Consider the following 21,603-nt stretch of genomic DNA (forward strand, 5'->3'; position numbering starts at 1 on the left):
AGGATTAAAACAGGCAAGCGTGCATTACAGAGGGGCGAGCTGCTTGAGCAGGGCCTTGTAAAGACGCGGGCCGGCGGCCATCAACTGGCCTTCGGGCTTGACCACGGGCTGACCACTCGGAGTGCCCATCAGCGCGCCGGCTTCCTTGAGCAACAGCGTCCCAACCTGCAGGTCCTGCTCGTCAAGACCCAGCACGAACACGCTGTCCACGCGGCCGGTGGCGAACTCGCAGATGTCCATCAAGCCGCTGCCGGTGGCCACTTGGGTATCGCTTTGGGCGGCAATGTGCTGGGTAACGCTGAGGTAGGTGGGCAAATGATCACTGCGCAGCCAGGCGGCGGGCATGCTCATCGCCAGGCGAGTGCCGGCGAGTGCAGTGGCCTTGCTGACCCGCATGCGCTTGCCGTTGTGCTGGGCACCGCTGCCGCGGCTGGCGATGTACTCGTCGTCGCCGAAGGGGGCGACGATAACCGCGTGCTCCGGGCGGCCCTTGATCAGGCACACCACCGAGATCGCGAAGCCACGTCCCGCCACGGTCAGGTTGGAGTAGCCGTGAAAAGGTTCGATCTTCCAGACGATCTCGGCGCCTTCGCCTTCACCCGCCTTGTGCGCGGTGTAGCGACCGCTCACCCCGTGGTGCGGGTAGCCGCGCTCGAGCTGGTGCACGATGGTGGCTTCGGCCTTGCGCCCGGCGTCCTCGAGCAGGCGCTCGAGGTTGGACTCTTCGTGGGCGTTCTCGATGCGCTCGCGAACGCGCAGAAACTGTTCAGCGGCGCTGCGCGCGGCGCGCAGCGTAAACTGGACCATCGGATTCATGATCAAACCTTATCACGGTGATGTTAAAGAACGGCGCGACGCACGGCGGCGACGCTTAGGCGCGCAATTCTAGCAGAGCCCCCTCGGGCTTGCTATCGACTCATGCTAGACTGCGCCTTTTCGTCACTACCCGAGCCTTGTCATGCTTGAGCGCATCCGTATCGTGCTGATCGGCACCAGTCATCCCGGCAACATCGGCGCCGTCGCCCGCGCCATGCACAACATGGGGCTTGCCGACCTGTGCCTGGTCGCCCCGCGCTGCGACGTCGTCACCCAGGAGAGCATTTCGCGCGCCTCCGGCGCCGACCACCTGCTGCACCAGGCGCGCGTTGTCGAAACGCTGGAAGAGGCGCTATCGGACGCCACCCTGGCGGTGGGCGCCAGCGCTCGTTCGCGCACCCTGCCCTGGCCGATGGTCTCGCCGCGCGAGCTCGGCACCCGGCTTGCCGGCGAGTGCCGGGCGGACAACGCCCGGGTGGCGCTGGTATTCGGCCGAGAGGACAGCGGGCTGACCAACGCGGAGCTCCAGCGCTGCCACGCCCACGTGCACATTCCCACCAACGAGGCGTTCAGCTCGCTGAACCTGGCCGCAGCGGTGCAGGTCGTCGCCTACGAGTGCCGCCTGGCCTGGCTCGACAACCAGGCCGCGCCGACTGAGGTCGAGGTCGATGACGAGCTCGCCACCGCCGAGGAGCTCGAGCGCTACTTCGAGCACCTGGAGCGCACGCTGATCGCGATCGACTTCCACGACCCCGCCAAGCCGCGCCAGCTGATGGCCAGGCTCCGGCGCCTGTACCTGCGCGCCCGGGTGGAGAAGATGGAGATGAACATTCTGCGCGGCATCCTCACCGCCACCGAGAAGGCGTCGAACGACCAGGCGCGCTAAGATGAAGGCGTCAGGATGACGAGCGCTTGAACTCTCGAGGCGCTGCCCCCACTACGCCACCACCGCCGCCCTCCGACATCGGTCGTCAACCAGGCGCCATGTTGTCAATGAAACGATGCTGTCACTGAAACGATGTCATCGCTGAAACGAAGGACCCTGCATGTTTGAACGCCTGCGTGAAGATATCAATAGCGTGTTCGACCGCGACCCCGCGGCGCGCAACTTCCTCGAGGTATTGACCAACTACCCGGGGCTGCACGCGCTGCTGCTGCATCGCGGCGCCCACTGGCTATGGAACAAGGACCTCAAGTGGCTGGCGCGCAGCATCTCGACCTTCGGGCGCTGGCTGACCGGCATCGAGATCCACCCAGGCGCGACCATCGGCCGGCGCTTTTTCATCGACCACGGCATGGGCGTGGTGATCGGCGAGACCGCCATTGTCGGCGACAACGTCACTCTCTACCAGGGCGTGACCCTGGGCGGCACCAGCTGGAACAAGGGCAAACGCCACCCGACGCTCGGCGACGGCGTGATCGTCGGCGCCGGCGCCAAGATTCTCGGCCCGTTCACCGTGGGTGCTGGCGCCAAGGTGGGCTCCAATGCCGTGGTCACCAAGGAGGTGCCGGCCGGCGCCACCGTGGTGGGCATTCCCGGCAAGGTGGTCAAGCGCCCGGAGCCGGACGTGGAGGTACCGCTCGACATCGACCCGGCGCGGCGCGAGGCGATCTGCCAGAAGTTCGGTTTCGACGCCTACGGCGTGAGCCAGGACATGCCGGATCCGGTGGCGCGCTCCATGCAGGCGATGCTCGATCACATGCACGCCGTCGACGGGCGTCTGGAGCGCATGTGCGAGACGCTCAGAAAGCTCGACGCCAGCTACCGCGAAGGCCAGCTCCCCGAGCTCAACAGCGAAGACTTCGCCGGCCTGCTCGACGAGCGCGATATCGGGTGCCAGAAGATGCCCCCCACCGACGCCACCGTCCGGGGCGAGCCTCGGGACGTATCGCCGCCCAGGGAGTGAGCGGGCAAGCATTGAGCCGGCAATAGTTGACCAAAGTACTCGGGATTTCCCATAATGAGCACACATTTTCGTCAGTGCGCTCAAGGTTGGCACCGGGATACCCTATGCGTTTGACCACCAAAGGCCGTTACGCGGTGACGGCGATGCTCGATCTGGCCCTTCACGCCGAACACGGCCCGACCTGCCTGAACGATATCTCCAGACGCCAGGAGATATCGCTCTCCTACCTGGAGCAACTCTTCTCGCGGCTGCGCCGGGCGGGATTGGTGAAGAGCGTGCGCGGTCCCGGCGGCGGCTACCTGCTGGCCCGCCCGCCCGCCGAGATCAGCGTCTCCCAGGTGATCGACGCGGTCGACGAGCGCGTCGACGCCACCCGCTGCCAGGGCTTGTCGGATTGCCAACAGGGCGATATCTGCCTGACGCACTATCTCTGGTGCGAGCTTTCCGGGCAGATTCGCCGGTTCCTGGACGGCGTCACGCTTTGCCAGTTGGCCAAGCGCCCGGACGTGCTGCAGACCGCGACCCGACAGCGCCACCGCGTGGATGCGAGCATCCTCGCCTCCTCTTCTCGATAGCCAACATCGCCGGACACCATGACCACGACCGCTCCTTCGCTTCCCGTCTACCTGGATTACGCCGCCACCACGCCGGTCGATGCGCGCGTGGCCGAGGTCATGCAGCGTTACCTGACGGTGGACCAGCTGTTCGCCAACCCGGCATCGCGCAGTCACATGCTGGGCTGGCAGGCGGAACAGGCCGTCGAGCAGGCGCGCCGCCAGGTCGCGGATGCGATCAATGCCGACCCGCGCGAGATCGTCTGGACCAGCGGCGCGACCGAGGCCGACAACCTCGCCCTGACCGGCTTCATGCGCGCCAATCGCGCGCGCGGCCTGCACCTGGTGACCTCGACCATCGAGCACAAGGCGGTGGTGGATACCGCCAAGGCGCTCGAGAGCGAAGGCTTCGAGGTTACCTGGCTCACTCCGGGGCCGGACGGGCGAATCACCCCCGAGCATCTGCGCGACGCGCTGCGCGACGATACCGCGCTGGTCTCGCTGATGGCGGTGAACAACGAGCTCGGCAGTGTCAACGACATCGAGGCGCTGGCCCGGGTGGCGCACGAGTTCGGCGCGGCGTTTCATACCGACGCCGCCCAGGCCGTCGGACGCATTGCGCTCGACGTCGTGGCCCAGCAGGTCGACCTGATGTCGCTTTCGGCCCACAAGGCCTACGGGCCGAAGGGCGTGGGCGCGCTTTTCGTGAAGCGCCACCCGGACATTCGCGTTGAAGCGCTGATCCACGGTGGCGGTCACGAGCGTGGCATGCGCTCGGGGACGCTTCCGACCCACCAGATCGCCGGCATGGGCGAGGCCTTCGCGCTGATGCAGCGCGAAGGGCAGACCGACCAGGTGGCCATCGCAAGCCTTCACCAGCGCTTCGTCGACGGCCTCGCCACGCTCGACGGCGTGGCGCTGAACTCCCCCGCCGATCACGCGGTTCCCAACATCGTCAACGTCGCCTTTGAAGGCGTGGACGGTGAGGCACTGTTGATGGCGCTGCGCGATCTGGCCATCTCCACCGGCTCGGCCTGCAACTCGGCAAGCGTCGAACCCTCTTACGTACTGCTCGGCATCGGCGTCGAGCGCGAGCGCGCCCACTCGTCGCTACGCTTCAGCTTCGGGCGCTTCACGCGCGATACCGAGATCGATCATGCACTGGCGCTGATACGCCACGCAGTGCAAGGCCTGCGCGTATCGACGCGCTGACGGCGACACTTTCAAGGAGCATGCCAATGGCAACATTAACCATCACTCAAGACGCCGCGAAGCAGATTCGCCATGTGCTCGACGAGCGTGGCCAGGGGCTTGGCCTGCGCGTTTCCGTCAAGCCCAGCGGCTGCTCGGGCTACAGCTACGTGCTGGACTTCGCCGACGAGGCGAAGCCGGACGAGATTCGCTTCGAGGAGCACGGCGCCTGCGTCTATGTCGACGCCGAGGCGCTGGCGATGCTCGACGGCAGCGAGGTCGATTACGTCAGCGAAGGGCTTAACCGCTACTTCCGCTTCAACAACCCCAACGTCAAGGACGAGTGCGGCTGCGGCGAGAGCTTCACGGTATAGCCCCGCTGTATTCATCCCCGCTGGGAGGCGCTATAATCGCGCCCACTTGGCCTTGGCGCTCGCTCGCCGGCCATTTGAACGACCACTTTCTTTGCGCCGCTTCGTCGTTGAAGCGGCCCTTTCCGTTTTAGACCTTCAAGGAGTCCTCTACCCATGGCGACCGAACGCACTCTCTCCATCATCAAGCCTGATGCCGTAGCCAAGAACGCGATCGGCGAGATCATCGCCCGCTTCGAGAAGGCAGGCCTTCAGGTCGTGGCCGCCAAGATGGTTCACCTCTCCGACGAGAAAGCCGGCGGTTTCTACGCCGAGCACAAAGAGCGCCCCTTCTTCAAGGATCTGGTCGGCTTCATGACCTCCGGCCCGGTTGTCGTCCAGGTACTGGAAGGCGAAGGCGCCATCGCCAAGAACCGTGACCTGATGGGCGCGACCAACCCCAAGGAAGCCGCGCCGGGCACCATCCGCGCCGACTTCGCCGAGACCATCGACGCCAACGCCGTTCACGGCTCCGACTCCGCCGAGAGCGCCGAGCGTGAAATCGGCTACTTCTTCGGCAACGACGAGATCTGCCCGCGCTGAGAGCGGCGTCTGATACGCGTTGCTGGCCACTTTCGCGGGGGGTCGCCCCCCGCCCTTTCCAAGCGCTGAGCCATGACCACCACCGTAGCCCAACATACCCCCGACGCGACGACCGCGAACGTCACCCCGGATACCCCGAAGGAACTCACGAACCTGCTCGGGCTTTCGCGGACGCAGATGGAGGCGTTCTTTCTCTCCATCGGCGAGAAGAAGTTTCGCGCCGCCCAGGTGATGAAGTGGATTCACCAGGAAGGCGTCGACGACTTCGAGACGATGACCAACCTCTCCAAGGCGCTGCGTGAAAAGCTCGCCAGGGTCGCCGAGATTCGCGGACCCGGCGTGGTGTATGAAGGCACCTCCAGTGACGGCACGCGCAAGTGGGTGCTCGAGGTGGAAGACGGCAGCTACGTGGAAACGGTCTTGATCCCCGCGGAAAACGGCAAGCGGCGCACGCTGTGCGTGTCGTCGCAAGTGGGCTGCTCGCTGGACTGCAGCTTCTGCTCCACCGGCAAGCAGGGCTTTCAGCGCAACCTCACCGCCGCCGAGATCATCGGCCAGGTGTGGGTGGCGCAGAGAAGCGTCGGCCCGCGCCGCGATACCGCCAATCGCCCGGTCACCAACGTGGTGATGATGGGCATGGGCGAGCCGCTTCTCAATTTCGACAACGTCGTGCCGGCCATGAAGCTGATGCTCGACGACAACGGCTACGGCCTCTCCAAGCGCCGGGTGACGCTATCTACGTCCGGCGTGGTACCGATGCTCGACAAGCTCGGCGACGAGATCGACGTGAGCCTGGCCATTTCGCTGCACGCCGCCACCGACGAGCTTCGAAACGAGCTGGTGCCGATCAACCGCAAGTACAACATTCGTGCGCTCCTGGATGCCTGTCACCGGTATCTGGCCAAGGCGCCGGAGAACCGCCAGGTCACCATCGAATACACCCTGATCAAGGATGTCAACGATCAGCAGGAGCACGCCGAGCAGCTCGCCGAACTGCTCAGGGAGCTGGCCTGCAAGATCAACCTGATCCCGTTCAACCCGTTCCCGAATTCCGGCTACGAGAAACCCTCGCGCAACCAGGTCATGCGTTTTCAGCAGTGGCTTTATGATCTGGGCTACAACGCCACCGTGCGCATGACCCGGGGCGATGACATCGATGCCGCCTGCGGGCAGCTGGTGGGCAGGGTCAAGGATCGCACCAAGCGCAGTGCACGCTACATTCAGTCGGTGCAGCTCGACGCCGACTGACGTGCCTTGACTTCCATCCGACACAGCGCTTTGATGGACGCTGCCTCGGCTTGGCATAATGATTCGGCCCCGCAGGCGGGCGCCGACGAACGGCAGAGAAGATCGCAGGTAACATTCACGCAGAGGGCGTACATGATTGGTTATGGTAGGCGCACGACCCCCTTTAGAGTACCCGTGCTGACCGTGCTGTTGGGCAGCCTGATGCTCGCAGGCTGCGCTACCTCAGCCCCTACCTCGCGCGAGACCGGCCAGGATGCCGCCGACGCCTACAGTCAACTGGGTGTGGCCTACCTCGAGCGCGGCAACCTGCCCCGCGCGCTCAACGCCCTCGACCGGGCACTGGAGATCGACCCCCGCCATGCCGAGGCGCTACAAGGCCTGGCGCTGGTCTACCAGCAGCAGGGCGAGAACCAGCTCGCCGCGCGCTACTTTCAGCAGGCCGTGAACTCAGCCCCTTCCTTTACTCGCGCGCGCAACAACTACGCCGCCTTCTTGTATGATCAGGCCCGCTACCGCGAGGCCTGCGAGCAGCTGGAGGTCGCCTCTCAGGATGCCCAGTACGCCAATCGTGCCCAGCTGTTCACCAATCTTGGCCAGTGCTACCTGGCCCTGAACGACGTCGAGCGCGCCCGCGAGCGTTTCGCGCGCGCCCAGAGTATCGACCCGCGAAGCCCTCGCGGGTATTTGATGTTAGCCGAATTGGAAGTTTCTCAGGGCAATTTCGAGCGTGCCTGGGCACCGCTTCAAAGTTACCTGGAGCTTGCCGGCCCCGACCCGCAGGCACTCGCGCTCGCGGCCACCGTCGCCAGTGCCCGTGGCGACGAACGCGCCGCCGCCGAGTACCGGCGTGAAACCCTGGATACGCAAGCGCCCTGATCACCTAATTTATTGAAGGATGCTCAGCCATGAGCGACATACATCTAGACGAGACGATGACCACTGCGACCAACGCTTCCCCGGGCGAGCTACTGCACCAGCAGCGCGAGCGCCTGAACGTGCCGCTCACCGACGCCGCCCGGGCGCTGAACCTGCGCCCGGCGGTGGTGGAGGGGCTGGAGCGCGATCACTACGACGAGATTCCCGTAGCCGCCTACCGCCGCGGCTACCTGCGCGCTTACGCCAAGTACTTGGGGTTGGACGAGCGCCTCGTGCTCGATGCCTACACGTCGCGCTTCGCTGCCGCCGACACCGAGCGCAAGATCGCCCCGGTCTCGGTCGCCCGCCCCCCGTCGCGCGTCGGCGCGTGGCTGTTCAAGCTGATGACGCTACTGGTGATCGTCGGACTGATCGGCGTGACGGTGATGTGGTGGCAAAGTCGCGGCGGCAGCGAGCCGCCGAGCATGGGCGCGGCCCCGACGGAAGAAGAGCGCAGCCAGCTGGCCGGCGCCGAGGATGAGACCGCTTCGGCGCTGCCGGATACGCCGGTGAGCGCCCCCGCGCCCAGCGACGCCGCCCAGCAAAGTGCCGCTGACATCGCCGCGAGCGACCCCACGCCCGTCGCGCCGTCACAAGCGGCCATCGAAGCCGCCACGACCATCGCCGCGCTGAGCGCCGAGGCCTCCGAGGCAAGTGCCGCTGGTGCCAACACGCTCGAGATCACCTTCAACGAGCAGTCCTGGACCGAAATCTTCGACGCCACCAACCAGCGCGTGTTCGTGGGTCTGCAGACCCCGGGCACCACGGCCACCGTCGAGGGCGAACCGCCCTTTCGACTCACCATCGGCAACGCCACCGGCGTGGCGCTGATCTACCAGGGCGAAACCGTCGACCTCGCCCAGCGCGCCGGCGCCAACAACGTCGCCCGCTTTACTCTAGGAGAGTGACCCGTCTTATGCACGCCCCTTCTCCAATCAAACGCCGCGCCTCCCGTCAGATCCATGTCGGCAAGGTCGCGGTCGGCGGCGATGCACCCATCGCCGTGCAGAGCATGACCAACACCAACACGCTGGACGTGGACGCCACCGTCGGCCAGATCCAGCAGCTGGAAAAGGCCGGAGCCGACATCGTGCGCGTCTCGGTGCCGGACATGGACGCCGCCGAGGCCTTCGGGCGCATCAAGTCGCGGGTCGACGTGCCGCTGGTGGCGGACATCCACTTCGACTACAAGATCGCCCTGCGCGTGGCCGAGCTCGGCGTCGACTGCCTGCGCATCAACCCGGGCAACATCGGCCGCGAGGACCGCGTCAAGGCAGTGGTCAGCGCCGCCCGTGACCACGGCATTCCGATTCGCATCGGCGTCAACGCGGGCTCGCTCGAGAAGGACCTGCAGAAGAAGTACGGCGAGCCGACCCCGGCGGCGCTGGTCGAGTCCGCCATGCGTCATATCGACTACCTCGATCGGCTCGACTTCCAGGAATTCAAGGTCAGTGTCAAGGCCTCTGACGTGTTCATGGCGGTCGCCGCCTACCGCGATCTCGCCACCCGCATCGAGCAGCCGCTGCACTTAGGCATCACCGAGGCCGGCGGACTGCGCTCGGGCACCGTGAAGTCCTCGATCGGCCTCGGAATGCTGTTGATGGACGGCATCGGAGACACCATTCGAGTATCGCTCGCCGCCGACCCGGTCGAGGAGATCAAGGTCGGTTTCGACATGCTCAAGAGCCTGAAGCTGCGCGCCAAGGGCATCAACTTCATCGCCTGCCCCAGCTGCTCGCGCCAGAACTTCGACGTCATCAGCACCATGAACCAGCTCGAGGAGCGCCTCGAGGACGTCATGACGCCCCTGGACGTCTCGGTGATCGGCTGCGTGGTCAACGGCCCGGGCGAAGCCAAGGAGACCGACATCGGCCTGACCGGCGGGTCGCCTGCGAACCTGGTCTACATCGACGGCAAGCCCGCGAGCAAGCTGCGCAACGAACACCTGGTCGACGACCTCGAGGCATTGATTCGCGAGAAGATTCGCCTCAAGCAACAGCAACAGGACGCCCTCATCACCAAGAGCGTGTGAGGACGTGGACGATGGGCGGCGAGCGAGACCGCCCGGACCGATAAGGAGTTCGCATTGAGCAAGTCCGGTGCCAAGAAGATCCAAGCGATCCGTGGAATGAACGACCTGTTGCCCAGCGATAGTCCTCGCTGGCAATTTTTTGAAGCCAAGGTCCGCACGCTCATGCAGCGCTACGGCTTCGACGAGATTCGCATGCCTATCGTCGAGCAGACGGCACTGTTCGCTCGCTCGATCGGTGAAGTGACCGATATCGTCGAGAAGGAGATGTACACCTTCGAGGACCGTAACGGCGACAGCCTCACCCTGCGCCCGGAAGGCACGGCAAGCTGCCTGCGCGCCGCCATGGAGCACGGCCTGCTCTACAACCAGACCCAACGGCTCTGGTACCAGGGCCCGATGTTTCGCCACGAGCGCCCGCAGAAGGGTCGCTATCGCCAGTTCCATCAGGTGGGCGTGGAGGCCTACGGCTTCGACGGCCCGGACATCGATGCCGAGGTGATCCTGCTCTCGGCGCGGCTGTGGCAGGAGCTGGGGCTTTCCGAGCACGTCACCCTGGAGCTCAACTCACTAGGCTCGCTCGAGGCACGCGCTGCCTACCGCGAGACGCTGGTGGCGTACTTCAACGAGCACCGGGCGCTGCTCGACGAGGATTCGCTGCGCAGGCTCGAGAGCAACCCGCTGCGCATCCTGGACTCCAAGAACCCGGACATGGCCGCGATGCTCGATGCTGCCCCGCAGCTTCTGGAGCACCTGGACGATGAATCCCGCGAGCACTTCGAAGCGCTCAAGCGCATGCTCGAGGCCGCCGGCGTCCAGTACGTGATCAATCCGCGTCTGGTGCGCGGGCTCGACTACTACTCGCGCACGGTGTTCGAGTGGACCACCACGGCGCTGGGCAGCCAGGGCACGGTGTGCGCCGGCGGTCGCTACGACGGCCTGGTCGAGCAGCTCGGCGGCAAGCCCACGCCGGCGGTAGGCTTCGCCATGGGCATCGAGCGGCTGATCCTTCTGCTCGACACCCTGGCGCTCGTGCCGAGTGAAGCACTCGGTGGAAGCGACGTCTACCTGCTGGCGCTGGACGATAGTGCCACCACCGAGGCGCTGACCCTGGCCGAACGGCTGCGCAGCGAGCTGCCCGAGCTTGCGCTCACACTTCACTGCGGTGGCGGCAGTTTCAAGAGCCGCATGAAGAAGGCGGACAAGAGCTCGGCGCGTATCGCCCTGCTGCTCGGCGAGGACGAAGTCGCCAGCGGATCGGTCACGGTGAAGTTTCTGCGCGACGACCGCGAACAGCGCCAGATCAATCAGCGCGAGCTTGCCACGATCTTGCCCGAGCTGCTGACCCGATAACCCCCCAGGCGACGCCTGCGGCATTGACCAAGACGCACCGGCCTTGCGCCGGTGCCCGTACAAGGAGGCCCGCCCGTGGCGGATCTGAGAAGCGAAGAAGAGCAGCTTGACGTGATCAAGCGCTGGTGGAAGGAAAACGGCACCTCGCTGATCGCAGGCGTGGTGATCGCCGCGGCGGGCGTGTTCGGCTGGCACGCCTGGCAGGACTACCGGGAAGGCCAGTCAGCGGCGGCGTCGGTGCGCTACCAGCAGTTGATCAACCTGAGCGCGGCGCCGACGCTCGACGCCGAGCAGTACGATACCGCCAAGCGCCTGGTCGACGAGATCGGCGACGATCACGGCGGTACGCTCTACGCCGACCTGGCGCTTCTGATGCAGGCGCGTCTGGCCGTGGGCCAGGAGGACCTGGACGGCGCCCGCGAGGCCCTCGAGCGCGCCACCGACTCCAAGCGCGACTACATCAAGAGCCTGGCCTGGCTGCGTCTGGCCCGGGTGGAGATCGCCGACGGCAACCCCGAACGCGCTCTCGAGCTTCTCGACGAGCCCTTCGTCGATGCGCTCACCGCCCAGCGCCTGGACGTGCGCGGCGATGCCTACGCCGCACTCGGCGACACCGACAACGCCCGGCAGGCGTGGCAAGAGGCGCTGGCCGCCGACGAGCAGAGCCAGTCGCTTTATGGCCTGCAGCTGAAGTTAGACGACCTTGGCGCCGAGGAGGCGACCTCCTGATGACACACCGTTTATCCTACTCCACGTCCTTGAAACCGGCTTCAAAACCGACCTTCGCCAAGGCCTGGTTGCGCGTCACGCTGGGTGCCGCCGCGCTGGCGCTGCTCGCCGGCTGCGCCAGCAAGGGCGAGCCCGCCTACACCCCCAAGGAGCTCAAAAGCTTCGAGGCGACCACCTCCATCGACAGCGTCTGGCGGGAAAGCGTTGGCGACGGCCTGGGCCGCGCCCGCTATCCCATCGAGCCCGCCCGGGAAGGCAACACCGTGTTCGCCGCCGATGCCCAGGGCGTGGTGATGGCGTTCAACGCGCAAAACGGCAACCGCCAGTGGCGCATCGACCTCGACACGCCGCTCTCCAGCGCGCTCAACGCTATTGCCGGCCAGCTCTATCTAGGCACGCGCAACGGCGAAGTCATCTCGATCGATCAAAGCGACGGCAGCGTCAACTGGCGCTCGCGGGTTTCCAGCGAAGTACTGGCCGCCCCTCAGGCCAATCAGCAGCTTCTGATCGTGCAGAGCATCGACGGCCAGGTGACGGCGCTTGATCGCGCCAGCGGCGCCGAGCGCTGGGTCTACACCAGTTCCCAGCCGGCCTTGACTCTGCGTGGCAGTGGCACGCCCATGGTGATCGACCCGGTCACCTTCGTGGGCCTGGCCAACGGGCGCCTCGCCACCCTCGACAACCGCAGTGGCCAGCCGCTGTGGGAGCAGCAGATCGCCACCCCACGCGGTCGCAGCGAAGTCGAGCGCCTCGTCGACCTCGCCGGCCAGCCGGTACTGAGCCCAGACGGCCGCCTGTTCGTGACCAGCTACAACGGCCGCGTGGTCGCGCTGGAAGCGACCCAGGGCGGCGTGCTGTGGGAGACCAACCTCTCCAGCCGTCACACCCCGGTGCTGGTCGGCAACACGCTGTTCGTGATCACCGACGACAGCCAGGTCGTGGCCCTGGACGCTTCCAGCGGCCAGGAACTCTGGCGCAACAACGACCTCGAGGATCGCTGGCTGACTGCTCCGGCCTTTGCCGACGGACGCCTGGCGGTCGGTGACTTCGAGGGCTACCTGCACCTGATCGACGCCCGCGAGGGCCAGATCGTCGGCCGTACCCGGATCCACAAGTCCGGCATCAGCCTGCGCCCGGTCAGCGAAGGCAGAACCCTTCACGTACAGGCCAACAACGGCCGGCTGCAAACGTTGGAAATTTCTCCATGACACCCGTCATTGCTCTAGTGGGTCGACCCAATGTAGGTAAATCGACCCTGTTCAACCGTCTGACGCGCTCGCGAGACGCGCTGGTCGCCGACTTCCCCGGCCTGACCCGCGACCGCAAGTACGGCAACGGACTGCTCGGTAACAAGGCCTACACGGTCATCGATACCGGCGGTATCAGCGGCGACGAGGAGGGCATCGATGCGGCCATGGCGGAGCAGTCGCTGGCCGCCATCGACGAGGCCGATATCGTGCTGTTTCTGGTCGACGCTCGCGCCGGGCTCAACGTCGCCGACGAGGCGATCGCCAATCACCTGCGCGTCAACCAGAAGAAGACCTGGCTGGTGGTCAACAAGACCGACGGCCTGGAAGAGCACTCGGCCATGGGCGACTTCTGGGGACTCGGCCTGGGCGATCCCTGGCCGATCGCCGCGGCTCACGGGCGCAACGTCTCGCAGTTGATTGACCTCGTGCTCGAGCCCTTCCCCGAGCGTGACGCCGACATTCCGGCGGATACCGGCTCCAAGGGCATTCGCATCGGCGTGATCGGGCGCCCCAACGTCGGCAAGTCGACCCTGGTCAACCGCCTGCTCGGCGAGGACCGCGTGGTGGTGTTCGACGAGGCGGGCACCACCCGCGATGCCATCGAGATCCCCTTCGAGCGGCGCGGCAAGCCCTTCGTGCTGATCGACACCGCCGGCGTGCGCCGGCGCAAGAACGTGCGCGAGGTGGCGGAGAAGTTCTCGATCATCAAGACGCTGGACGCGATCAAGGAGTGCCATGTCGCGATCATGGTGCTGGACGCGCGAAGCGGGCTCGTCGAGCAGGACCTGCACCTGCTGGACTACGTGCTGACCACCGGCCGCGCGCTGGTGCTGGCGGTCAACAAGTGGGATGGGCTCGAGACCGAGGCCAAGGAGAAGATGCGCGCCGAGATCAAGCGCCGCCTGGGCTTCGCCGACTACGCCGAGCTGCACTTCATCTCGGCGCTACACGGCACCGCCGTGGGCGATCTCTACCCCTCCATCGAGCGCGCGTTCGAGGCCGCCAACGCCCACTGGTCGACCAACCGCCTAACCACGCTGTTGCAGGACGCGGTAAGCCAGCATCCGCCGCCCATGGTCAACGGTCGACGCATCAAGCTGCGCATGGCCCACCAGGGGGGCAGCAACCCGCCGATCATCGTGGTCCACGGCAACCAGACAAGCTCCCTGCCGGAAGCCTACCGGCGCTACCTGACCAACACCTTCCGCAAGGTACTCAAGGTGCGCGGTACCCCCATGCGCTTCGAGTTCCGCTCCGGCGACAACCCGTTCGATAACATGGCGGGCGCCAGCGACAAGGAGAAGGCGAAAAAGCGCGAGCTCAACCGCACCAAGGAAGCGCGCCAGAAGCGCCGCTAGGAGACGCTCAAGCGAGCGGCTTTATCGATGAAACGCCCGGTGCAACGTCGCCGGGCATTTTTTTGTCTCTCGATACGAGTGATAACGATTTGCACTCAATGGAGCGTCGTGCCATCATCGCGCTCTTTTCGAATTCGGCTGGAGGCTGCCGGCTATGCTCCTGGGCGTCGAGCTCCCGGGCGTCGACCGCTGCATGATGTCCGGGCGCCGAACGCGCTTGACCGGCGAGCGAGCGTCATGGTTCGCCGCCCTTCTGCTGTCACTGCTCGTTGGTCCTGCACTTGCCAATAATCCGTCCCCGCGCATCGTCACGCTCTACCAGGGTGCGACGGACAGCGCCGTCGCCCTTGGCGTCACCCCGGTCGGCGTGGTGGACGCCTGGCTCGAGCCGCCGATGTACCCTTACCTGCGCGAGGCACTGGCCGGGGTCGAGCACGTGGGACTGGAAACCCAGCCCAACCTGGAAAAGATCGCCTGGCTGGCGCCGGATGCCATCATCGCGTCGCGCTTTCGCCACGAGCGTATCGAGCCGCTGCTCGACGTCATCGCGCCGAGCAGCGTCGTCGAGACCGTCTATGACTTCAAGACCACCTTGCGCCGCGTGGCGAGCGCCACTCACCGAGAGGCCCGGGCCGAACGCCTGCTCGACCAGTGGCAGGCCCGGGTCGACGACTTTCGCCGCCAGGTGGCGCTCGGCCTCGGCGACGCCTGGCCCCACCGCGTGGCGGTGGTGCGGTTCAAGAGCGATCACGCGCGGATCTACACCGGGGGCTTTGCAGGCTCGATCCTCGACGAGCTGGGCTTCGAGCAGCCCGAGGCCCTGCGCACCCATGGCTGGGGCATGAAGCTCACCAGCAAGGAGAGCATTCCCGTGCTGAACGCCGACGTGCTTTTCGTGCTGCTCGAGCCCGATGACGCCATCATGAACAACTACCGCGCCTGGACCTCTCACCCGCTGTGGCAGCGCCTCGACGCTGCCCAAGGCGGGCGCGTCTTCGAGGTCGACCCGATCGCCTGGATGATGGGTGGCGGCATCCTCGCGGCCAACGCGATGCTGGACGACGTGTATCGCCACTACGCGCTGACGGATCATGGCCCCGCCCTGTCGGACACCGCGCCCTCGAGCGCCTGCTCGTCCGGGGCCGAGAGCGATGCGCCCATCGGCGAGGGGCGAAAGGCATGCTGACCGGCACGTTCACCCGGGCGATGGGGATCGTGCTGGGCACGGCACTGCTGGTGGCGGCCTTCGTGATGAGCCTGTGGCTCGGGACGACACGGATGCCTCTCGCCACCCTGTACACCGCGCTTTTCGACCACGACCCGACGAGAATCGCGCATCTGGTAGTGATAACCGAGCGCCTGCCCCGGGCGAGCATCGCTGCGCTGGTCGGCGCAAGCCTGGCCGTCGCCGGCGCCCTGATGCAGACCCTGACGCACAATCCCCTGGCCTCGCCGGGCATTCTCGGCATCAACGCCGGTGCCATGTTCTTCGTGGTCGTGGCCGTCGCGCTGTTGCCCGCCACCACCCCGGCCCATCTCGTGGGCGCGGCACTGACGGGCGCCTGCGTGGCGGCGGCGCTGGTGGTGCTTCTGTGCGGCGGCACTCAGGGCCAGGCCGCTTCGCTGCGGGTGGTGCTCGCCGGGGTGGCGGTCACGGCGCTGTTCGTCTCCTTGAGCCAGGGACTTCTGGTCATCGACCAGCAAAGCTTCGAGAGCGTGCTCTATTGGCTGGCGGGATCGGTCTCCGGGCGAGAAATGTCACTGGTCATACCGCTGCTGCCGCTGTACCTCGGCGCCACCATCGGCTGCATGGCGCTGGTGCGTCACGCCAATGCCCTGCTGCTGGGGGACGAGGCAGTGGCAGGGCTCGGGCTCAGCGTCGCCTGGGTCAAGCTGGCGCTGGGGCTGGTGGTGGTCGTGCTGGCGGCAAGTGCCGTGGCGCTGGCGGGCATGATCGGCTTCGTGGGGTTGATCGTGCCGCACATGGCGCGCGCGGTGTTCGGCGTCGATCATCGCTGGCTGCTGCCCGGCTGCGCGCTGCTCGGGGCCGTACTGCTGCTGGTGGCAGACGTGGCGGCGCGCTTCGTCATGCCGCCCCAGGAAATCCCCGTCGGCGTGATGACCGCGCTGGTCGGTACGCCATTCTTCATTTACCTCGCCCGACGCAAGGTGAACGGATGATCGCCGGGCGGTTCACGCTGCTGGTGCTCGCCCTGGTGGCAAGCGTGGCGCTCTCGCTATGCCTGGGGAGCTTTGCGACCTCGCCCGGGGCGGTCTGGCACGCCCTGCTCGCCCCGGCCGACAGCGATATCGCGTTCATCGTCTGGGAGCTGCGCCTGCCGCGCATCGCCCTCGCCGTGACGGTGGGTGCGGCGCTGGCCGTGGCGGGCGCGCTGCTGCAAGCGCTGGTGCGCAACCCCCTTGCCTCACCGGACGTGATCGGCGTCACCAGTGGCGCTGCCTTCGCCGCGGTCGCCTTTCTGGCGCTGGCGGGCTCGACCCTGAGTGTGGCCTGGCTGCCCCTCGCCGCCCTGTCGGGGGCGCTGGCATCGGCGCTGGTCGTGTTCGCCCTGGCCTGGCGCAACGGGCTCTCCCCCATTCGCCTGGTGCTGGTGGGCATCGGCTTCGCGGCGGCGGCAAGCGCCGGTACCACACTGTTGATCGTGCTCAGCGACGATACCGCCGCCATGACGGCCTACGTATGGCTGACCGGGAGTCTCTATGCCGCGCAGTGGCCGGCAGTGGGACAGATGACGCTCTGGCTTGCCGCGGTGCTGCCCGTGAGTCTGGGGCTTGCCCGACACATGGACGCGCTGGCACTGGGCGATGGCGTGGCCACCGGGCTCGGCGTGGCGGTGTTGAGAAGCCGGCTGGTGCTGCTGGGATGCAGCGTGGCGCTGGCCGGCGCGGCGGTCGCCTTTGCCGGCGGGCTTTCGTTCGTTGGATTGATCGCGCCCCACCTGGCGGCAAGGCTGGTGGGGCGCAGTGCGGCGCGACTCGTTCCGGCGTCGGCACTGGTCGGGGCGATGATCGTGCTTCACGCCGACCTTCTTGGCCGAGTCGCCTTCCTGCCCAAGGATCTGCCCGCCGGCATTTTCGTGGCGGGCATCGGGGCACCGTTTTTCGTCTATCTGCTGTTTCGAACGCGCCCGACCCGCTAGAAGTCCAGGCGGTAGCCCAGCGTCAGGGTGCGTCCGCGCCCGGCGAAGTAGCGTTCGTCGTTCACCAGCGCGCTCTGCGAGTAGTAGGTGACGTACTGTTCGTCGAGCACGTTGGAGATACCCACGTTCATCTGACCCACGGGCAGGCGATAGCCGACGGCGGCGTCCATCAGCAGGTAGCCGTCGAACTCACGCTCGGGCTCGTCGAAGCTCATGTCCATGGCGTAGTTCGCTTGCACGAAGGTCGAGAGGTTATCGGTCCAGTCGGAGGAGACGCTCGCCACCATGCGATCCGGGGCGACGTCGATGCCGGAAAGCGAGGCGTCCAGGTGGCCGTCGTCGTTGCTGTCGTAGCGTCCGCGCATGCGTGAGTACGAGAGCCGTCCGGCGTGCTGGTCGGTGAAGCGGTAGCCGACCGCTGCCTCCAGGCCCTTGATCTCGGTTTCCTGGCGGGCCATGAAGAAGGCGTCGTCGCGCTCGACGAGTCGGCTGCCGAAGTCCGACGAGGAGATATAGTAGTTCAGCTCCGCCGCAAGGCGCCCATCGTCGTAGCGAAGGCCGGTCTCGACATTGTCGGTGACGATGGGGCGCAGGTTCTCGATACTGTCCACGGACTGCCCTGGCCGCTGTATGCTGCGAAGCGCCCGGCCCACGTCCGGAATGGTGAAGCCTTCCGAGTAGTTGGCGAACAGGCTCCAGTGCTCGACGGGCTTCCACACCGCTCCCAGGTTGTAGAGCGTCTCGTTGAAGCTCGGCGAGCCCCCTTCCACGTCCACCGCGTTACGGGTATAGAGCGTCTGGTAATCGTCGATATCGAGCTTGGCGTACTCGTAGCGCACTCCCGCCGACAAGAGCAGCGAATCCACCGGCGCGAACTCCGCCTGCAGGAAGGGTGAAAGATCGATGTAACTGGCCGGCGGCACGTAGGTGCGGTCGGTCTGGTACAGGTACTGCTCGGTATCATCGAACAAGGTGTCGAAGCCGCCGGTCAGCTTCAGTCGCTCGTCGAGCAGGTCATCACGGCTCAGGGACACCTTGGTACCGTACTTCGAGGTTGTCGCCAGGGTCTGATCGAAGAGCGTGCCAGCCGGCGCGAAGGCGGGGTCCTGGAAGGTGGCCGAGTTGTCCGCGCCGAACAGCGCCTTGTAGTCCTGATAGTACACCTGAGCGCTCAGGTGCATGCCGGCCAGGTCATAGTGGTCGTAGCTCAGGCCGGTCGTCCATACCCGATTGTAGGGGGCGTCGCCTTCTGGCGTGCCGCGTCGGGAGGTGGTCACCACGCCATTGTCCCGATCGCCGGTGACGCTCAGGTAACCATTATGGCCTTCGATGTCGTAGTGATTGAGGGTGAATTGCAGGCGCTGGTCGTCATCGAACCAGTAGGCGAGCTTGCCGAGGATATCGAAGGAGCGGGCATCCATCAGATCGCCTTGGGTATTGTCCACGCCGACCGCGTCGCCGTTGCCGTCCAGGAACAGGCCCTGGTCCTCGAAGCTCGCCGAGAACAGGTAGTCCACATCGCCGCTGTTGCCGCTGACGCCGTAGGTGGTGCGATAGCTGAGCGTGTCGCCGTCCAGCTCGCGGGTCGGCGTGGTGACCTGGGCTTCGACATGCTGGTTGAAGGAGCCAGGTTCGGGGCGTCGGGTCACCAGGTTGATGACACCCCCTTCGGCGCCGATGCCATTGGTGGCGTTGGCACCCTGGATCACCTCGATCTGCTCGACCATGGAGAAATCGATGGTGTGCGCCTCGCGACCGGTCGGACGCAGCGGATTGGACTGCGGGATGCCGTCGATCAGGATCAGCGGCCTGCGTCCGCGCAGGGTCTCGCCACTGCCACTCATCTTCTGGCGGCTGGGGGAGTAGGACGGCAGCAGATTGCTGAGTATCTGCGAGGAGTCGCTGGTGAGCTGGAGCTGCTGCTCGATCTCCTCGGAGGTGATGACGCGTACCGTCTGGGGGGAGTCCTCCTTGGTGGCACTGGTTCTCGAGGCAGTGACGACCACGGGCTGTTCGACCTGGTCGCGGTTCACGTCGCCGGTCGGTCTCGATTGCTCCTGAGCCTGAGCCTGGGAAGCGGCCATCAGGCCAACCAGAGTGGCGGTTTGCCAGCGCGCGCGATGATGTTGACAGCGCATCTTCTTCTTATCCTCTTGAAAATTCACGAGCTACCCCTGATAAATATCGATTATCATAAACAAATGATAATGATTATATTATGCATATGTGTCAGTCGGAGGTCCATGCTTGAGCAACGCCGCGTTCGAGATATCGGATCGGCCATCAGCGCTCCGACGACGAGAGGACGTTGTAAATGAGAACGTTTTATCCTACGGTGCGTGTTTGATTCCTGGCAGGCTCGTCGATGTCCGACACGAACTCTCGATCCCCTCGCCTCGTGGGTGAGGCACTGAGCGCGGGCTATGAAACCCGCACGGTGCTCGATGGCGTCGACATCGCCGTGGCCGAAGGCAAGCTCACGGTGCTGCTCGGCCCCAACGGCAGCGGCAAGTCGACGCTGCTCAAGACCCTGGCGCGCACCCTCGCGCCCCAGGCGGGCCACGTCCATCTGGATGGCAAGGATATCCACCGGTGCGCCACCCGGGACGTGGCTCGGCGGCTGGGCCTTCTTCCTCAGGGGCCTGCGGCCCCGGAGGGGCTGACCGTCGAACAACTGGTGGGCATGGGCCGCTTTCCCCATCAAAGGTGGTGGCATAAGGACGCTCGACGCGATGCCCAGGCCATCCGCGAGGCGATGGACTACACCCGGGTGAGCGAGTTCGCCGACCGCCCGGTGGATGCCCTGTCCGGCGGGCAGCGTCAGCGCTGCTGGATCGCCATGGTGCTGGCCCAGCAGACCGACGTGATCCTGCTCGACGAGCCCACCACCTTTCTCGATTTGAAGGTGCAGGTAGAGCTCATGGAGCTGCTCTCGCGTCTGGCCCACGAACGCGGCCATACACTTCTGCTGGTGCTGCATGACCTCAACCTGGCGGCGGCCTACGCCGATCATCTGGTGATGCTGCGCGAGGGGCGCATCGTGGCCGACGGCGCCCCCGCAGAGGTCTTTACCGCCGATACCCTGCAGCGGGTCTTCGAACTCGACGCGCAAGTGATGCTGGACCCCGAAAGCGGACGGCCGGTCTGCCTGCCGCGTCGTTTCGAACACCCCCGCACCACCGTTTCCTCCGCGCTTTCGAGCGTCACGTGAGATGCACATGCCACCTGTCTTTTGCGCCCAGCTGAGCCGCGAGCAGAACGATCCGTTGCCGGGCAGTGCTGCCCACGTCGAACGGCACCTGCTTGTCAGCTGGCCTCGGGCGAAGTGGCAGCGAAATCTTCGCCACGCAAGCGACATGCCCTCGGAAATCGGCGTCACGCTGGATGCTATCGCCGCGGCGGGGCGGCGGGTGAACCTGATCCAGCAGCCTGGCATGGAGGCCACTCGGCATCGAATATTCTTGATGCCGGAACGGCGTCGTTTCACGGTGGCAAGAGACGCGCTTGGCGAGTTTCTCGACGCTTGGCAGACGGGAAACTCACTGGCCCGCTGGGAAGAGCCGAGACTCGCTCACGACCTGATCCTGTGCTGCACGCATGCCAAGAAAGACAAGTGCTGCGCCAAGTACGGCTACCAGACCTTCAAGGCACTGGCTCAGGCCGTTGCCGAGCATGAGCTCCCCTTCGAAGTATGGGAGAGCAGCCATCTGGGCGGCTGCCGCCTGGCGGCGAGCCTCATCGTGCTCTCGCCGGTACGCAAGTACGGACGCATCGCGCCGGATCAAGCGCTCGCGTTCTTGCAAAGCGAGGCATCAGGCCAGCGCTACCTGCCCGGCTACCGCGGCAACTCCTCGCTCTCCCCCGCTCAGCAGTGCGCCGAAGTGGCGCTGCTCGAACACCTGGAACAGGCCCACGCCCTGACGGCGCCGACCTTGATCGACGACCATGGCGACGAGCGCGAACGCATCATGCGCTGGCAGCTCGATACCCCGCCCTACCACGCCACCGTGCACTGTCGGGCCCGTTCGATCCTGCGCGTCGATACCTGCGCCGACCTGGCGCAGGGCCCGACCGAAAGCCTGGTCTGGCAGGCGCGCGTCGACATCTGAGCCGCGCGACACTCAAACCAGTTGACAACG

General features: G+C 65.9%; 21 protein-coding genes. 19 read left to right on the plus strand and 2 right to left on the minus strand.

From position 1 onward, the window contains the following. Positions 1-24 precede the first annotated feature (24 nt). Positions 25-816, minus strand: coding sequence for an inositol monophosphatase family protein (locus tag GEV37_RS07750; protein WP_227389652.1), 792 nt, complete (start codon positions 814-816; stop codon positions 25-27). A 142-nt stretch (positions 817-958) separates the two neighbouring features. Between GEV37_RS07750 and trmJ the strand changes: the two genes are divergently transcribed. The 17 genes from trmJ to GEV37_RS07835 all read left to right on the plus strand — a co-directional run bounded on the left by trmJ (position 959) and on the right by GEV37_RS07835 (position 17,464). After that, a complete protein-coding gene (gene trmJ, locus GEV37_RS07755; RefSeq protein ID WP_227389653.1) occupies positions 959-1,702 on the plus strand; it encodes a tRNA (cytosine(32)/uridine(32)-2'-O)-methyltransferase TrmJ in 744 nt (247 codons plus the stop codon). A 160-nt stretch (positions 1,703-1,862) separates the two neighbouring features. Continuing rightward, entirely contained in the window at positions 1,863-2,723 is an 861-nt protein-coding gene (gene cysE / locus GEV37_RS07760; RefSeq protein ID WP_227389654.1) for a serine O-acetyltransferase, read from the plus strand. Between the two features lie 104 nt (positions 2,724-2,827). Next, on the plus strand, positions 2,828-3,298 hold the full coding sequence (locus tag GEV37_RS07765; protein WP_227389655.1) for a Fe-S cluster assembly transcription factor: 471 nt from the start codon (positions 2,828-2,830) through the stop codon (positions 3,296-3,298). A gap of 18 nt (positions 3,299-3,316) precedes the next feature. Next, complete coding sequence (locus GEV37_RS07770) at positions 3,317-4,489, plus strand: aminotransferase class V-fold PLP-dependent enzyme (RefSeq protein ID WP_227389656.1); 1,173 nt, start codon at positions 3,317-3,319, stop codon at positions 4,487-4,489. Positions 4,490-4,515: 26 nt separating this feature from the next. Beyond that, complete coding sequence (locus GEV37_RS07775; RefSeq protein ID WP_227389657.1) at positions 4,516-4,842, plus strand: HesB/IscA family protein; 327 nt, start codon at positions 4,516-4,518, stop codon at positions 4,840-4,842. A gap of 153 nt (positions 4,843-4,995) precedes the next feature. Further along, positions 4,996-5,421: a nucleoside-diphosphate kinase gene (gene ndk, locus GEV37_RS07780; protein WP_227389658.1), complete on the plus strand. Its 426-nt coding sequence runs from the start codon at positions 4,996-4,998 to the stop codon at positions 5,419-5,421. A gap of 72 nt (positions 5,422-5,493) precedes the next feature. Beyond that, entirely contained in the window at positions 5,494-6,669 is a 1,176-nt protein-coding gene (rlmN, locus tag GEV37_RS07785) for a dual-specificity RNA methyltransferase RlmN (RefSeq protein WP_227389659.1), read from the plus strand. 132 nt (positions 6,670-6,801) lie between these two features. Beyond that, entirely contained in the window at positions 6,802-7,545 is a 744-nt protein-coding gene (pilW, locus tag GEV37_RS07790; protein ID WP_227389660.1) for a type IV pilus biogenesis/stability protein PilW, read from the plus strand. Positions 7,546-7,574: 29 nt separating this feature from the next. Next, positions 7,575-8,492, plus strand: a complete 918-nt coding sequence (locus GEV37_RS07795) for a RodZ domain-containing protein (protein ID WP_227389661.1) — start codon at positions 7,575-7,577, stop codon at positions 8,490-8,492. An 8-nt stretch (positions 8,493-8,500) separates the two neighbouring features. Then, positions 8,501-9,616: a flavodoxin-dependent (E)-4-hydroxy-3-methylbut-2-enyl-diphosphate synthase gene (gene ispG, locus GEV37_RS07800; RefSeq protein ID WP_227389662.1), complete on the plus strand. Its 1,116-nt coding sequence runs from the start codon at positions 8,501-8,503 to the stop codon at positions 9,614-9,616. Positions 9,617-9,670: 54 nt separating this feature from the next. Next, positions 9,671-10,966 (plus strand): histidine--tRNA ligase, encoded by a 1,296-nt coding sequence (gene hisS / locus GEV37_RS07805; protein ID WP_227389663.1) that lies wholly within the window; start codon positions 9,671-9,673, stop codon positions 10,964-10,966. Positions 10,967-11,041: 75 nt separating this feature from the next. Then, on the plus strand, positions 11,042-11,695 hold the full coding sequence (locus GEV37_RS07810) for a YfgM family protein (protein WP_227389664.1): 654 nt from the start codon (positions 11,042-11,044) through the stop codon (positions 11,693-11,695). Continuing rightward, the gene (gene bamB / locus GEV37_RS07815) at positions 11,695-12,903 is read left to right on the plus strand and encodes an outer membrane protein assembly factor BamB (protein WP_227389665.1); all 1,209 of its coding nucleotides are present in this window, start codon (positions 11,695-11,697) and stop codon (positions 12,901-12,903) included. Before GEV37_RS07810 ends, bamB begins: the two co-directional genes overlap by 1 nt. Continuing rightward, positions 12,900-14,303 carry a ribosome biogenesis GTPase Der gene (gene der, locus GEV37_RS07820; RefSeq protein ID WP_227389666.1) on the plus strand — a complete coding sequence of 468 codons (1,404 nt, stop codon included), beginning with the start codon at positions 12,900-12,902 and terminating at the stop codon, positions 14,301-14,303. The genes bamB and der overlap by 4 nt, the downstream gene beginning before the upstream one ends. Positions 14,304-14,457: 154 nt before the next feature. Next, the gene (locus tag GEV37_RS07825) at positions 14,458-15,489 is read left to right on the plus strand and encodes an ABC transporter substrate-binding protein (protein ID WP_227389667.1); all 1,032 of its coding nucleotides are present in this window, start codon (positions 14,458-14,460) and stop codon (positions 15,487-15,489) included. Next, positions 15,483-16,484 carry a FecCD family ABC transporter permease gene (locus tag GEV37_RS07830; protein ID WP_227389668.1) on the plus strand — a complete coding sequence of 334 codons (1,002 nt, stop codon included), beginning with the start codon at positions 15,483-15,485 and terminating at the stop codon, positions 16,482-16,484. Before GEV37_RS07825 ends, GEV37_RS07830 begins: the two co-directional genes overlap by 7 nt. After that, positions 16,481-17,464, plus strand: a complete 984-nt coding sequence (locus GEV37_RS07835) for a FecCD family ABC transporter permease (protein ID WP_227389669.1) — start codon at positions 16,481-16,483, stop codon at positions 17,462-17,464. Before GEV37_RS07830 ends, GEV37_RS07835 begins: the two co-directional genes overlap by 4 nt. On the opposite strand, the gene GEV37_RS07840 is transcribed toward GEV37_RS07835, so the two are convergent. Then, entirely contained in the window at positions 17,461-19,629 is a 2,169-nt protein-coding gene (locus GEV37_RS07840; RefSeq protein WP_227389670.1) for a TonB-dependent receptor, read from the minus strand. The genes GEV37_RS07835 and GEV37_RS07840 overlap by 4 nt on opposite strands. A 200-nt stretch (positions 19,630-19,829) precedes the next feature. On the opposite strand from GEV37_RS07840, the gene GEV37_RS07845 reads away from it, so the two are divergent. Together GEV37_RS07845 and GEV37_RS07850 are read left to right on the plus strand one after the other, a co-directional pair. Beyond that, positions 19,830-20,675 carry an ABC transporter ATP-binding protein gene (locus GEV37_RS07845; protein ID WP_227389671.1) on the plus strand — a complete coding sequence of 282 codons (846 nt, stop codon included), beginning with the start codon at positions 19,830-19,832 and terminating at the stop codon, positions 20,673-20,675. 7 nt (positions 20,676-20,682) lie between these two features. Continuing rightward, positions 20,683-21,573: a sucrase ferredoxin gene (locus GEV37_RS07850; RefSeq protein WP_227389672.1), complete on the plus strand. Its 891-nt coding sequence runs from the start codon at positions 20,683-20,685 to the stop codon at positions 21,571-21,573. Positions 21,574-21,603: the final 30 nt, after the last annotated feature.

It is taken from the genome of Vreelandella malpeensis, from assembly GCF_020622355.1.
Taxonomy (GTDB): Bacteria; Pseudomonadota; Gammaproteobacteria; order Pseudomonadales; family Halomonadaceae; genus Vreelandella; species Vreelandella malpeensis.